Below are 14494 nucleotides of genomic sequence, written 5' to 3'. Positions count from 1 at the left end.
CATCGTGCGATAGCCTGATAATACTGGGAAGAGGACTTGTCTTTTAGGAATAATTATTGTTTATTATGCGAACTATATTACCCTTTACGATGAGATTTTAACTTGTTCATATTTTCAACTTAGATAGTCATCTTTTCGCATTTCAAACTTTAAATGGCTAAGGTCAGGTCGCCAAAACAAAATCGGGTTAAGTCCAATGCTTTAGACTTAACCCGATTTCACTATATTGGGGGTATGTTATAGCTTCTTATCTGGATAGAGTGCTTGCCACCATGAGGGGTTGTTTTGCAAGTAGCGGGCGAACCATGCGAAAATGGTGTTTTGCCATTTGATGCGCTTTTGGTAGTCCATAATGGTGTGGTTCTCACCGTTTACCACAACAAAGGCCGTGGGTCGTCCCAGCAATTTCAAGGCCGTGAACATCTGAATGCTCTCGCCGATGGGTACGTTGGTGTCGGCATTGCCATGAAGGAAGAGCAAGGGGGTATGTATCTTGTCGGCGTTATATAGTGGACTCTGGTCTACGTAGAGATCTTTGCGCGTCCAAGGATAGCTGTTTGCCATCGACACCTCGCTGTAACTATATCCCCAATAGCCTTCTCCCCAATAGCTGGTGTGGTCACTTATACCTGCGTGAGATATGGCGGCAGCGAAAATATCCGTTTGAGTTTGCAGGTATTGGGTCATAAATCCACCATAGGATGCACCGATACAACCCACGCGTTTGGGGTCTACGTAGGGGTGGGCTTTAAGAAACGCCTTGGTTCCTTCGATAATATCTTCAGCCACACCTTTGCCCGCAGTGTTGACATGACGTGAAGCGTGCGTCTGACCGAAACCTGCCGCGCCGCTGGGATTAACCAAATACACCACATAACCTTGCGCAGCGTAGAGGTGCAATGGGTAACGGCTTTCGAAATAAACGCTCACGGGCGAACATCCACCATAATAATTCACGATCATGGGGTATTTCTTGTTGGGATCGAAGTGTGGGGGCAGGTAGCAACGACCCGAAATGGTGTCACCACGAGACGACACGAAGTTCCATGGCGTGCATGTTCCTAGGTCCACATCTTTTAGTTTCAGCTTGCTCAAGTCTTCAAGCAGGGTATTCTTTCCATTATCCAAATTGAGCGTGTAGAGCCTATCCGAATTGGATGCGCTTTCTCCATACCACACAGCCACCGGTGCATTGCGGGCAAAAGCAAGCCTTGTAACATAGTCTTCGGGCATATCGAAGCGGGTAAACTTGCTGGTCTTGGGGTTCAAGCGGAAAAGTTTTTGTTGGTCTTTATCCAATGCCGTGAAGTAGATTTGTCCGTCGCGTGGGTTCCACGAAAAATCTTCAACACTGGGATTGAAGGTCTTTGTGAGTGGCGTAACGGTCTTGTTGGCCACATTCAGGGTAAAGAGTTGGTAGTCGTACATGTTTGGCGTACTGCCTTCGGGCACATTCTTACCCACTCCATTAAACGCTTCGGCGGTGGCTTTAACCAAAAGCGACGATGCATCGGGCGAGAAGCGCGCCTCAGACAGAAAGCCCTCGTCGTGGGCTACACATGTGGCTTGCATCGTTTTCACGTCTAACTTGTAAAGCGAAGACACCGTTGTGGGTCGCTTTTCCAATCTGCTGCGCGACACCATATATAATATATAGCGACCGTCTGCCGATATATCTTCGAGCGACACATTGTGATAGCCGAACGTAAGCGGCCTAGTCAGTCCCGTTTTCAAGTCTACCAGCGACAAATTCCATCGTGTTCGCCAGCCAGGTTGCCTGTCTTCGGGCTGAGTGATTTCGTAGATGTCGGCATCTTCCTTAGGTCCTTCTTGCGAAGTGCTTAGTACCAGGTACTCGCCATTGGGTGCAAGCGTGATATTTCCTTCTCCGATGCCCGTAGCCAGTGGTTGTTCGCGCCCCGTTAACGGGTCAGTAGCGATGATGTCGCGACCATCTCGCCCCTTGCGGATGGTGTAAAAGCGGTTCGTTCCAGGTATCCAACTCATCGCTTCGTCTGTCTCTCGCATGATAGTACCCGTTTTCAGGTCGGTAAGTCGCCACGAATAGCGGGTATATCCGCCATCCATCACGTCGTAATAATTGGTGATGAGGTAGCGTCCGTTGGCCGATAAGCCTATACGATAATATTGCAGGCCGTTTTGGATGTCGCTCAACGTGAGCGTTCGGCGTGCATCGGTGCTCACAGTAAGACTGTCGCCGATGTTGGTTAGCCGCACGGAGAGATTGTACGTAGAGTCTTTCTGACTCAAGTATTTTATCACCACGTTGTGGGTTTGCGGTTGCAGGGTAACGTCTGACGGAGAAACCAGCTTGTTATCTACATACACTTGGTAGTGTTTCAGCCCTTTCAGCTCGATACCCACCTTGCGATAGGCAGCATTCTGAATGTTAAATTGCAACAGGTGTAGGGCATAAGGGCTGGCTGACGACGGTACGTTGCCCGTGTTTACGATACGTCCTTGCTGCGCCAAGCTCAGATGCAGGGGCGTGTTGAGCAGCGTTTCGGTGGCGAATGTCTTTTGTTGCGCGTCAACACTATCCACCAATATGGGTGCAGGCAGGTCGAAAGGCCCTGCATAACGAAAAGTTTTCACATCCACATCGTTAGCAGATACAGTTATGCAGACCATCGCGCAAGCTGCAAAAAGTAGTGATTGTTTAAGCGTATTCATGTTAGTAATGTCTTTTCGAGTCTTGTTTATCATCATTCTTAGCTTCTGTTGCGCCAACAACCTTCGGTCCGCGAACCTTATCGCCTGCTTTCAGGCCACTCAAAATTTGAATGTCGATACCATCGCTAAGCCCCGTCTTCACCTTCCTACGCTCATAAGTAAGTTCCTTTCCTTCACCTTTGGGAATGTAAACGTATGTGTCTTTGCCGCTAAACTCAATGGCGCTTTCGGGCACGGTAAGTGCATTGTTGGCCGCTTGCAAAACAATCTCGGCGTTGGCGCTATATCCACTACGTATGCTTGTTGCCTTATCCACATGCACGGCAGCCTTAATCTCGAATTGGTTAGCACCATTAGACTCCACCGCCTTTGGCGAAATGTATTCTAACGAGGCCGTAAAGTTCAGGTTTTGCAATGCTCCGATGGTTATTTTCATGTTCATTCCAGGCTTCACATGTCCCACTTCGGTTTCGTCGATATTACCTTTAAAGATAAGGTCGTTCATGTTGGCCACGCTGGCAATGGTTGTTCCGTCGTTAAATGTGTTGCTAAGGATAACCGAATTACCCACTTTCACAGGGATATCGAGTATAATTCCCGTGATGGTAGAGCGTATCAGCGTAGAGCTAGCCTTGGCGTTGCTCTTCGAAACACCGTCGCGCACCACCTGCAAGTTATCGTCGGCGGCCGACAGTTCTTCTTTGGCCTGCTGGTAAACTTGCCTTACCTTCTCGTATTCTTGTGCTGCCACCAGTCCCTTATCATACAATGTCTTCTCCCTTTCGTACTCGGCCTTGGCTTGTTCCAGGTTAATGTTAGCCAGCCTAACCCGCGCCTGTGCACCGCTAAGCTGTCCCATGTCGGGTATCACCTTCACTTTGGCAATCACTTCGCCCGCTTGTATGGGTTGCCCCGCTTCTTTCATAATCTCGGTGATGATACCCGATATCTGCGGTTTCACGTTCACCTCGTTGCGCGGTTCAATGCGCCCAGTAATAACCGTGGTCTTTTTCAGGTCCTTTACAGTGGCCGTCAGTTCGGTGTATTGCTCGGGTTGGGGCTGCGATTTGGCCCAAAGAAACACAAATGTACCTATAAACACGAGAGCTATAAGCACTGCCACAATGATTTTCTTCTTCATAACGTCATTCCCCTTGTTAGCCTTTCGTGGTGCGATGGCGTTGTTTTCGGGGTCTCCTTTGTTAATGTATTATGTCTTGTTATTTTTATTTCTATATGGTTTTGTTGGCGCAGATTGCGCATTTGTCATTCGTCGCGCATGGCGTCCACAGGCTTAATGTTCATGGCTCGCAGTGCCGGTGCAAGTCCGGCGAGCACTCCAAGCGCACAAAGAAACACAACTGCACCCACTGCCGTGGTGAAACTAATCTGATAATGGGTATTCACGACACCGTCGGTGGTACTCGCCATTTCGGCCAGTTGTAATATCATTACCGTGAAAACGATGCCCGACATGCCCGCGACACTGATAAGCGTAATGCTCTCGGCAATGATCTGCGTGAGGATATTACGTGCTGTTGCACCGATGGCACGCCTTATTCCTATCTCGGTGGTGCGTTCTTTCACCGTCACCATCATAATGTTGCTCACGCCAATGGCCCCTGCCAGCAGCGTACCAATGCCCACCAGCCATGCCAAGAAGTCAACCCCGTTAAACAAATTATCCATCATACCGAAGAGCGCCTCCATATTAAAGGAAGGCAAAGCCTTTTCGTCGGTAGGGTCTACATGGTGTGCACGCGTCACCACAGCACGTATCTTGGGTGCAACTTCGCTCACTTTATAACCCTTATGGGCTGTAAAACACAACAAGTGAATGGTGTCGCCCATGGCGAATGCATCGCGCATCACATTTATCGGCACAACAACAGACTCTTGTGCACTACCGTTAATGTTGATCTTACCAGGACTATAATCCACCCCCACAATCTTAAAGAACACCGATCCAACGCGAATATCCTTGCCACAAGGGTTTCCGCCCTTCGGGAAAAGGGTCTTATACACCTGCTTTCCAATGATGCACACCTTGCGTTTTTGAAGGTTATCTATGTCGTTAAGATAACGTCCGTAATAGATGTCGGGCGCTTCGATGCCCTGATAGCTCTGTTCTAGTCCCTTAAAAACACACGATGCTTTCTTGTCTTCATACACGGCGGTAGATCCCCATCTGCTAATCAGGGGCGTAACCATCTCTACCTCGGGCACTTGTTGGCGCACTCGCTCCAAGTCTTTATACGACATGCTCCAGCTCCGACCTTTTTTTAGCCCCTCGTAAGGCTTAGTTGTTTTCATGGCAAAGAACATACCCGAGTTGTTTGCAAAGCCTTTGAATGTGGCCGACAGCAATTCATGCACTCCTTTACCACCACCTAACAGTGCCACGAGCATAAAAATGCCCCAGAAAACACCGAAGCCCGTAAGGAAGCTTCGCGTCTTATTGCGCGTCAGAGTGTCGAGTATTTCTTTATATCTGTCGAAATCTATCATTTTTATATGAGGTGGTGAGGTTGTGAGTTTATAAGTTTATGAGCCCGGAAGTGGCGTTTTATGGACTTATGAGGTTGGGAGAAAACAGGTTGCGCGGTTTTTTTGCCGTTCTTCTTCCTGCCATTTCGTTTCTTCTTTCCTCATTTCGTCAGGTCGTTCCGTCCTGTTAGTCCATCGCGTTCAGTGCCTCTATGGGTCGAGTCTTGGCAGCTTTGCGCGCTGGAATAAGTCCTGCAATGGTGCCAGCGATAACAATAAGTAGGGTGGCTTGCACGCAGACAGCAAAGCCCACAGTAGGATTGACGAACATTTTTTGTTGGAACACGCCCGTGTCTACAGAGGAGTTGCCGATGGTTGCATCCATATAGAGGTTCGCGCCGATGCCAAGCATCATGCCAATATAGCCAAAGAAGAGGGTGACAATTACACTCTCGGTGATGATGAGCTTTAATATCGACCACGGCGTTGCACCGATGGCCTTGCGTATGCCAAACTCACGAGTGCGCTCTTTTACGGTGATGAGCATAATGTTGCTAACGCCTACAATGCCACTAAGCAACGTAAAGATGCCCACAATCCAGAGGGCGGTGCGTATAATTGCCGCTCCAGTATTCATCTGCATGCTATCTGTAAACCTGTTCCATATCCAAATGCCCTTCTCATCATCTGGCGCGACATCGTGGTGAGCATTAAGCTTTCGGCGATAACTCTCTTCGAAGGCATTGTTAGCTGCTTGGGTGTCTAGCCCCTTAAAGCTAAAGATAATGTTTCCCGTCTTGTCGCCCTTATTATATATGGTGCGCATGGTGGTAAATGGTGCGTACGAGTTGTTGCGGAACATACTCTCATCGTCGGAATAGATACCTACAACGAGGAAGGCTAGCCCGCCCATGGTTACGTTTTTCCCCACAACACCTTGCCAATTGTCAGGCATCAGGCCCTCTGCACGACTTTTGCTAATCACCAAAACCTTGCGTTGCTCCTCCAAATCAGTTTGATTGATAAACCTTCCACAGAGCATCTTACGCTTGTTAATCTCTATTTCGTTGGGATAAACGCCCGTTAGCGATGCCGTTTCGAATTTGTCACCCAGCGTGATGGTTTGTTCGCCCAATTCTATTTCTGCGCCAACGGTCTCGATGTTCTCTTTAAATTGGTTTTGTGTTGTGTTTATGTCCTGGTCGTTCAAAGTGATTGAGCGGTCTTTTGGCAGGCCATTATATTCCTTGCTAGTCAATCCGCCTTCTACCATCATCGAGGTATCAAGAAAGATGTCCATGTTTTGTGTGACGGCATTGATAAGTCCGTTACCTGCGCCCAATAAGCATATCAGCATAAATATGCCCCATGCCACGGCAAAACCCGTGAGTGCCGTGCGCAGCTTGTTGCGTCGAGTGGTCGACCATATTTCGGCTATGAGCGTGTACATAATTACTTCTTGCGGTTAAGTATGGTTATATGTGCAGGTGTGTTTGGGGCTTTTTGTTTTCTCCTTCGTCAACAATCAGTCCGTCTTTAATCCTTATCAGCCTGTCGGTTTGTTCGGCCACGCCAGGGTCGTGAGTAACAACCACGGTCGTTATGCCCTCGTCTCGGTTCAAGCTGGTTATCAGTTGCATCACCTCAACGCTGGTTTTAGAGTCGAGTGCACCCGTAGGTTCGTCGGCAAGTATTATCTGTGGCTTGGTTATCAGTGCCCTAGCGATAGCCACACGCTGCTTTTGTCCACCCGACATCTCGTTGGGATAGTGGCTTGCCCATTGTGCCAAACCTAGCTTTTCCAGGTATTCCATGGCCATGGTGTGGCGTTTCTTTCGCGACACACCTTGATAAAACAAGGGTAGTTCTACGTTCTCGACAGCCGTTTTAAACCCAATGAGGTTAAAAGATTGGAACACAAAGCCAATCATGCGGTTGCGATAATAGGCGGCACGACGTTCGGAGAGGTCCTTGATGAGCGTTCCTCCTAGGCGATATTCACCCGTATCGTAGTTGTCGAGAATGCCAAGAATATTCAGCAGGGTGGATTTTCCCGATCCCGATGCACCCATAATGGAAACGAACTCGCCATCGCCGATAGTGAGATTAATGCCTTTGAGCACATGCAAAGGCTGTGCACCGAAATAGGTTTTATTGATGTCTTTTAGCTCTATCATACTTATCAGACGTTAGAAAGGCTCAGAAAGTTGCACTTTCGTTACATTTTATCTTTCCGTCCTCTATATGTTGAAATTGCGAACCGATAGCAAATTATAGATGGCAAAAATATAAAAAAAAGGCAAAACGTCCAAGAACGATGCGCATAAAGATTGCTTCAGCTGTGCGGTTTAGCATTGGTTAACGCAAAAAGGGCCTTTGCGAACGTTTCGCAAAAGCCCTTTTGATGGTAGTGGATAGGGGAATCGAACCCCTATGCCAAGATTGAGAATCTTGTATCCTAACCGTTAGATGAATCCACCGTGCGATTATTAATCGTGCGGAAGCTGGGGGATTCGAACCCCCGGTACGGTAACCCGTACGTCAGTTTAGCAAACTGGTGGTTTCAGCCACTCACCCAAACTTCCTTATCCGTCGATATTTTAAAAATCGCTTTGCTGTTAAATGCGGTGCAAAGGTATTGCTTTTTTTCAGTAGTTCCAAATTTTTTCGTGCCTTTTTTGTTTGTTACCACTTTTCTTCCACTTATCGAGGATGTTGTGCAGAGCGTGCTTGCGGGTTGCCTGCGACTTTAAACGATGGGAACAAGTGGCGTTAACCCACGTTCAAGAAGTCACAAACTTGCAGTTGGAGAAACAGTCTTGCGCGTTGGTTTCTGCATCTTCCACCTGATTATATGCCTTTGCCGAAGCCTGAGCCACACACCTATCGTTCCCTTTAAAAATACATCTCGCAAACCACTAACACACATATCGTTACGAGAGAAAGGAACTCACGGCGTGATCCAGATGCTTTGTACTCCTGTTACTTGTCGCCTGTAATCGTGTTCCAGTTGATGTGGAACAATGTTACATATAACAAGTAATCGTGTTACATCATACATGTAACATAACGGGCAGCCTATTATAAGGTAAAAGGAGCTTATCTATACCAAGACAGATGACGATATAGGGAATGGGAAAAATAGTCGACAGCCTTACGTAATATGATTTCAAACGGCGCAAGTCATTGCAACTTTGGCTTTCGCCGCTTGCCTCTACTATTTCATAAAGGCCGTATAAACCCATTGCCTTATGCTTATCTACCAGTTTCCAGCCCCATTTCCTTCGCTTTTCGCATCAACAATTGCATCAGCGGTTCACGTTCATTAGGCACGCGGTTGTCTAGTACGGCGTCTTTAAGCGTTTGTTTCAGCGTGCCCACCTCTCGGCTCGGACCAAGGTGGAACATCTCCATAATCTCGTTACCGTCTATCACTGGCTGCAACAAGCGTTTGTAGTCGCGTTCTTTCAGGTCGGCCAACTTTTCGCGCACGATGCGGAAATTATCCAGAAAGCGTTGCTTCTTGATGTGGTTTTTGCTGGTGATGTCGGCCTCGCAAAGCGTCATCAGGTCGTCGGTATCTTCGCCCGCATCGTTCATCAATCGCCTAACGGCACTGTCGGTAACGCTGTCTTCGGCAATAACGATAGGTCGCATGTGCAAGTCTACAAGCTTCTGCACATACTTCATCTTCGAGTCGAGGGGCAATTTCATACGCCTAAACAGGTCGGGTACCATCTTCGCACCAATGTAGTTGTGGTTGTGAAAAGTCCATCCTGCCGCTGGATCCCAGCGTTTGGTCTTTGCCTTGCCCACATCGTGCAGCAAAGCAGCCCATCGTAGCCACAAGTTGTCGGTGTATCGGCAAATGTTATCCAGTACCTCCAGCGTGTGATAGAAGTTATTTTTGTGCGCTCGCCCGTTGCGTGTTTCAACGTTGTCGAGCCTAGTTAGCTCGGGAAGGATGAGCTGCAGCAGTCCACAGCGGTGCAATTCCACAAATCCACGACTGGGTTGTGGGGTCATCATAATCTTATTCAGTTCGTCGGCGATACGCTCTCCACTAATAATCTTGATGCGTTCGGCATTACGTGTGAGCGCATCGAACGTCTCGTCTTCGATGAAAAAGCGCAACTGGGTGGCAAATCGCACACATCGCAGCATGCGCAAAGGATCGTCCGAGAAGGTGATATCGGGATCGAGGGGTGTGCGGATGATGCCGTCTTCAAGATCGTAAACACCATCGAAGGGGTCGATTAGCTTTCCAAAGTTCTCGGCGTTGAGGCAAGCGGCCATGGCATTGATGGTAAAGTCGCGACGGTTTTGGTCGTCTTCCAGCGTGCCGTTCTCAACGATGGGCTTGCGCGAGTCGTGACTGTAACTCTCTTTTCTCGCTCCCACGAACTCAATTTCGTAACCACGAAACTTCACTTGAGCTGTGCCGAAATTGCGAAACACCGATATGCGCGCCTTCTTTCCTAGGCTTTTGCGCAGCGCGTCGGCCACTTGGATGCCGCTTCCCACCACAACCACATCGATGTCGTTAGACGTCCGTTCAAGGAAAAGATCGCGAACGTAGCCTCCTACCACGTAGCAAGGCACGCCAAGAGCATCTGCCGCTTCGCCTATTTTGTGGAAAATGTCTTGGTCGAGGAGTTCTGCCAGTTGGGCATCGGATAATATCTTCATTCTAAATACAAGTCTTTTTGTAGGTGCAAAGTTACGCATAAAAGTTGATAGTAGCTTGTTGTGGACGTGTTTTTAGATTGTGCAAACCTCGGATAGTAGCTTGTGGCGCAATCGAAGGTCTATAATGACAAGCCGAACACAAAATGAAGTGCATTTTATGGAATAAGCCTTAAAATACGTGTAGATAGTACGGTAGTTTCGTTTTTTATTGTTACTTTTGTCCATTATGGTGCATTTGTGCAAGAGGAATCGGCGTTTCGCCATGTGTAAGATGAACGGACACGTTATTGGCGTATTGCATCGACCTCCGTTTACTATGTCGATCGCTCGGATACTCTATGCCCAATAGCTTACAGGCTCTACACCCATAACTCATAAACTCAAAGACTCAACAACTCATAAACTCAACGTATGAATAAAATACTTTTGCTTTTGGCCTTGCTTGCCTTAACCGTGAGCTGCGAGCAAAGCGAAGACGAGAAGGCCGCACCTTTGCTCGCCAAGATAGACAGCCTATATAAAGCGGAGCGTTATCAGGACGTGCTTGACTCCATCGGCGTGTTACGCGACCGTTTCCCACGAGCCATCAACACACGAAAAACGGCTCTAGGGATATGGCAAATGGCTTCAATGAAGCTGGCGCAAGCCGATATTGCACGCACCGACTCGGCACTTCAAGTTCAAGAGCAGGCCTTGAAGCAAGGAAAACTTACTTCGCAACGTAAGGCACAACTACTGGTTAGACGCGATTCGTTGAAAATTCGCTACGAGGCGCTTTGCCAAATGGTGAAGGCTATTCAGAAAAAACAGGCGCAGTGATTGGCGCGCACGGCACGATAACTCGTGCCTTTTCTTTTGTCGTTTGCTGAATAATGTGTAATTTTGCAGAAATTAGGCTGCGCTCGGCAATGTAAAAGCAAGCTTTCATTGCGCTCACTGGCACTAACTTTGCAGAAATTAGGCTGCGCTCGGCAATGTAAAAGCAAGCCTGTTGGCAATAACCGACGCACCCTACCCCACCTCACAAAGGCCTAAAAGAACAAGAACGATGGCAGAACAAACAATGACAGAGATACAGTTTGAGGACACGCTCAAGGAGTGTGCAGACCTTTTCGAACGGAAACTGCACGATTACGGCGCGTCGTGGCGCATATTAAGGGCCACATCGCTTACCGATCAGCTCCTTATTAAGGCCAAACGCATACGCTCGCTCGAAATAAAACGAACGGCATTGGTGGATGAAGGCATCAGACCAGAGTTTATCGCGCTGGTTAATTATGGTATCGTGGGACTGATACAGCTGGACAAAGGCTTTGCCGACGAGGTGGATCTCAACCCCGAAGAGGCCATGAACCTCTATCGCGAGTATGCCAACGAGGCTCTGCAACTGATGCTCAAAAAGAACCACGACTACGATGAGGCGTGGCGACTGATGCGTGTTAGCAGCTATACCGACTTGATACTTACTAAGCTGCAACGAATAAAGGAGATGGAAGATCTGAATGGCGACACCCTCGTTAGCGAAGGTATCGACGCCAATTACATGGACATCATTAACTATGCCGTGTTTGGTGCCATCAAGCTGAAAGAGAGCCAAGACCTATAAAGGCAATGTATGCGGCGCGCAGAACGGTTTCGCCGCAAGGGATAACCAACCGCGCCTGGCGTATTAACAGGCCAATTGTATTTAGAACGTGAAGCGACTCATAAATATACTTACCAATGTGTGCAGACTGTTGCTGGCTGCTACCTTCGTGTTATCGGGGTATGTCAAGGCCATCGACCCGCTAGGCACGCAGTATAAGATAGACGACTACGTGGCAGCCGTGGGTCTTTCGGGCACCGTTTCCGATTGGTTTACGCTCTTCGCTTCAGTTGCCTTGTCGGCTACAGAGTTCGCTTTGGGTGTGTTTCTGCTCTTCGCCATTCAGCGCCGCTTAGTTTCCAAACTGGTATTGGGCTTTGTTGGCGTAATGACACTTATCACGGTGTGGATTTACATCTATAGTCCCGTTGAGGATTGTGGCTGTTTCGGCGATGCCATTCAGCTCACCAACGGCGAGACTTTGGCAAAAAACATCGTGCTGTTGCTGGCTGCCGTGGTGGTGGCAAGATGGCCGCTACGTATGGTGAGATTTGTTTCGAAGAGCAACCAATGGATTGTTACCAACTATACGCTGCTCTTTATCATCGTATCGAGCGCGTGGAGCTTGTACACCTTACCTCCTTTCGACTTCCGTCCCTATCACATTGGGGCCGACCTTCGTAAGGGGATGGAAATCCCTCCAGGTGCAAAACAACCCCAATTCGAAACCACCTTCATTCTAAGTAAGGACGGTGAGACGCGCGAATTTACGTTAGACAACTATCCAGATTCAACCTGGACTTTCATAGACAGCAAGACCGTGCAAACCGAAGCAGGTTATGTGCCACCCATTCACGACTTCTCCATCGTTAACGTAGCCACAGGCGACGACATCACACAAGAAGTTTTGAACCGCAAAGGCTATACATTCTTGCTTATTTCGCCCTTCTTGGAGCAAGCCGATGATACTAACTTCGGCGCGATAGACCAGATATACGAGTACGCCAAACAGTACAACGTGCCCATGATGTGCCTAACCGCCAGCGGAAAAGCCGCTATCGGTCGCTGGCAAGACCTCACTGGGGCCGAATATCCTTTCTATACGACCGACGCTACCACGCTTAAGACGATGATAAGGAGTAACCCTGGGCTGATGTTGATAAAAGACGGCGTGGTGGTTAACAAGTGGAGCCACAACGCTCTGCCCAAACAAGAAAGGCTAAACGCACCGCTAGGACAGCTGAGCATTGGCAAAATAGACCCCACCAGCGTAACGGCACGCATCACGAAGGTGGTACTTTGGTTTGCACTACCACTGTTCTTGCTCACCTTAGCCGATCGTTTGTGGACATGGACAAAATGGATAAGGACACAAAGAAAACGTAGTAAATTATATAACCTCTTAAAGATAAAAAGAAGAAAAATGAGAAAAAAGATCGTAGCAGGTAACTGGAAGATGAACCTAAACCTGCAAGAAGGCCTGGCCTTAGCAAAAGAAGTAAACGACGCTTTGGCTGCCGACAAACCCAATTGCGATGTTATCATCTGCACTCCATTCATTCACTTGGCTAGCGTGGCAGGTGTTTTGGATAGCAAACTCGTTGGTCTGGGCGCCGAGAACTGCGCCGACAAGGAGCAGGGAGCATACACGGGCGAGGTATCGGCCGAAATGGTGAAAAGCACTGGTGCACAATACGTGATTCTAGGACACTCTGAGCGTCGCGAATATTACAACGAAACACCCGAGATATTGAAAGAAAAGGTGTTGCTGGCTCTAAAAAATGGCCTGAAAGTGATATTCTGTATCGGTGAGACTTTGGCCGAGCGCGAAGCCAATAAGCAAAACGAGGTGGTGAAAGCAGAGCTTGAAGGCTCGGTATTTAACCTCTCTGCCGAAGAGTTCGCCAACGTTATCGTGGCCTACGAACCCATCTGGGCCATCGGAACGGGTAAGACCGCAACGGCCGAACAAGCTGAAGAAATACACGCATTCATACGTTCTGTCATCGCAGACAAGTATGGCAACGAGGTGGCCGAGAACACTTCCATCCTCTATGGTGGTAGTGCAAAGCCCAGCAATGCACCCGAACTGTTTGCCAAACCCAACATCGACGGCGGCCTTATTGGCGGTGCAGCATTGAAATGCGCCGACTTCAAGGGCATCATCGACGCTTGGAAGAAGTAACAAACAATAGCTAAACATTTCTGCGGAGCGGCACTTTCGGTCTACGAAAGTGTGCCGTGAGTGTCGCCTCGCTATTTTATTCATCCACTTCTCAAACGCGGAATGCTTGCGGATTGGCTACAAATAAGCCTCATCACCCACAGCGCATACCCCAACATTACACAATAATGAAACGTCTGGTAACTCTTCTTCTCATCTGGGTTTGTACCGTCACAGCTATCGAGGCACAAACCTTTACCGACCATTTGCGCCGGCGCGACACAAAGACGCACGGTATTGTAACCGTCACCCAGAGTGCTGCCATAGAACAGTTGGTTAACGGCAAGGGCAACGCGGGGAAGTGGGCGAACCCCAATCCCAACGATCGCGCAACGCCATCGGCCACCAACGGCACGACAAATAGCGGTAGCGCAACCACTTCGCGACTGCCTAACGACAAGCGCGAAATGGAACAAGCACATAAGAACGACCCTAACAAGAGGGAAACGACACAAAAGAACAACGCCCTTGGAGATGATGGCGACGACCTGAACATCCCCGTAGTAGACACCCGTAAAAAGGTGATGAAGGGCGGATACAAAGTAGACGGATATCGTGTGCAGGCATTTGCGGGCGGCAACTCGCGCGAAGACAAGAACCGCGCACAACAAGCCGGCAACCGAATAAAGGCTGCCTATCCCGACCAACCCATCTACGTGCACTTCTATTCACCACGATGGATTTGCCGTGTGGGCAACTACCGCAGCATAGAAGAGGCCACGCGCATGCTCAGCGCTATTCAAGCCCTAGGCTATAAGCAAGCGGTTATCGTAAAAGGAAAGATTACGGTGCAGTATTAATGTTGACATCCAATG

Annotated in this window: 10 protein-coding genes and 2 tRNA genes; 4 read left to right on the top strand and 8 right to left on the bottom strand. The window is 48.6% G+C overall.

Features of this window, described 5'->3' with window-relative positions:
* Window positions 1–237: 237 nt before the first annotated feature.
* From F453_RS0108865 to F453_RS0108830, 8 genes are all read right to left on the bottom strand, one after another.
* A complete protein-coding gene (locus F453_RS0108865; protein ID WP_025789972.1) occupies window positions 238–2694 on the bottom strand; it encodes a S9 family peptidase in 2457 nt (818 codons plus the stop codon).
* Between the two features lies 1 nt (window position 2695).
* Window positions 2696–3835, bottom strand: a complete 1140-nt coding sequence (locus F453_RS0108860) for an efflux RND transporter periplasmic adaptor subunit (RefSeq protein WP_018967699.1) — start codon at window positions 3833–3835, stop codon at window positions 2696–2698.
* Between the two features lie 125 nt (window positions 3836–3960).
* The gene (locus F453_RS0108855; protein ID WP_018967698.1) at window positions 3961–5202 is read right to left on the bottom strand and encodes an ABC transporter permease; all 1242 of its coding nucleotides are present in this window, start codon (window positions 5200–5202) and stop codon (window positions 3961–3963) included.
* 166 nt (window positions 5203–5368) lie between these two features.
* On the bottom strand, window positions 5369–6631 hold the full coding sequence (locus tag F453_RS0108850; protein WP_018967697.1) for an ABC transporter permease: 1263 nt from the start codon (window positions 6629–6631) through the stop codon (window positions 5369–5371).
* 25 nt (window positions 6632–6656) lie between these two features.
* Window positions 6657–7358, bottom strand: a complete 702-nt coding sequence (locus tag F453_RS0108845; protein ID WP_009237288.1) for an ABC transporter ATP-binding protein — start codon at window positions 7356–7358, stop codon at window positions 6657–6659.
* 228 nt (window positions 7359–7586) lie between these two features.
* Window positions 7587–7661: transfer RNA gene (locus F453_RS0108840), tRNA-Glu, on the bottom strand.
* Between the two features lie 18 nt (window positions 7662–7679).
* A tRNA-Ser gene (locus F453_RS0108835) sits at window positions 7680–7766 on the bottom strand.
* A gap of 670 nt (window positions 7767–8436) precedes the next feature.
* Complete coding sequence (locus tag F453_RS0108830) at window positions 8437–9870, bottom strand: CCA tRNA nucleotidyltransferase (RefSeq protein WP_018967696.1); 1434 nt, start codon at window positions 9868–9870, stop codon at window positions 8437–8439.
* A 411-nt stretch (window positions 9871–10281) separates the two neighbouring features.
* On the opposite strand from F453_RS0108830, the gene F453_RS0108825 reads away from it, so the two are divergent.
* The 4 genes from F453_RS0108825 (at window position 10282) to F453_RS0108810 (ending at window position 14479) form a co-directional block, all read left to right on the top strand.
* On the top strand, window positions 10282–10689 hold the full coding sequence (locus tag F453_RS0108825; RefSeq protein WP_009237291.1) for a hypothetical protein: 408 nt from the start codon (window positions 10282–10284) through the stop codon (window positions 10687–10689).
* A gap of 229 nt (window positions 10690–10918) precedes the next feature.
* On the top strand, window positions 10919–11476 hold the full coding sequence (locus F453_RS0108820) for a DUF1599 domain-containing protein (RefSeq protein ID WP_018967695.1): 558 nt from the start codon (window positions 10919–10921) through the stop codon (window positions 11474–11476).
* 88 nt (window positions 11477–11564) lie between these two features.
* Window positions 11565–13640 carry a BT_3928 family protein gene (locus F453_RS14245; protein WP_018967694.1) on the top strand — a complete coding sequence of 692 codons (2076 nt, stop codon included), beginning with the start codon at window positions 11565–11567 and terminating at the stop codon, window positions 13638–13640.
* A gap of 167 nt (window positions 13641–13807) precedes the next feature.
* Window positions 13808–14479, top strand: coding sequence for an SPOR domain-containing protein (locus tag F453_RS0108810; protein WP_009237294.1), 672 nt, complete (start codon window positions 13808–13810; stop codon window positions 14477–14479).
* Window positions 14480–14494 lie beyond the last annotated feature (15 nt).

The sequence above is a fragment of the Hoylesella loescheii DSM 19665 = JCM 12249 = ATCC 15930 genome, from assembly GCF_000378085.1.
In the GTDB taxonomy this organism is placed as follows: Bacteria; Bacteroidota; Bacteroidia; order Bacteroidales; family Bacteroidaceae; genus Prevotella; species Prevotella loescheii.
Note: the sequence above shows the minus strand (reverse complement) of the source record. Positions and strands in the feature narration are given on the sequence as shown.

Excerpts from the sequence above, each read along its gene's own strand:
- F453_RS0108865 (WP_025789972.1), bottom strand. The coding sequence starts at position 2,694 with ATGAATACGCTTAAACAATCACTACTTTTTGCAGCTTGCGCGATGGTC.
- F453_RS0108860 (WP_018967699.1), bottom strand. The coding sequence starts at position 3,835 with ATGAAGAAGAAAATCATTGTGGCAGTGCTTATAGCTCTCGTGTTTATA.
- F453_RS0108855 (WP_018967698.1), bottom strand. The coding sequence starts at position 5,202 with ATGATAGATTTCGACAGATATAAAGAAATACTCGACACTCTGACGCGC.
- F453_RS0108850 (WP_018967697.1), bottom strand. The coding sequence starts at position 6,631 with ATGTACACGCTCATAGCCGAAATATGGTCGACCACTCGACGCAACAAG.
- F453_RS0108845 (WP_009237288.1), bottom strand. The coding sequence starts at position 7,358 with ATGATAGAGCTAAAAGACATCAATAAAACCTATTTCGGTGCACAGCCT.
- F453_RS0108830 (WP_018967696.1), bottom strand. The coding sequence starts at position 9,870 with ATGAAGATATTATCCGATGCCCAACTGGCAGAACTCCTCGACCAAGAC.
- F453_RS0108825 (WP_009237291.1), top strand. The coding sequence starts at position 10,282 with ATGAATAAAATACTTTTGCTTTTGGCCTTGCTTGCCTTAACCGTGAGC.
- F453_RS0108820 (WP_018967695.1), top strand. The coding sequence starts at position 10,919 with ATGGCAGAACAAACAATGACAGAGATACAGTTTGAGGACACGCTCAAG.
- F453_RS0108810 (WP_009237294.1), top strand. The coding sequence starts at position 13,808 with ATGAAACGTCTGGTAACTCTTCTTCTCATCTGGGTTTGTACCGTCACA.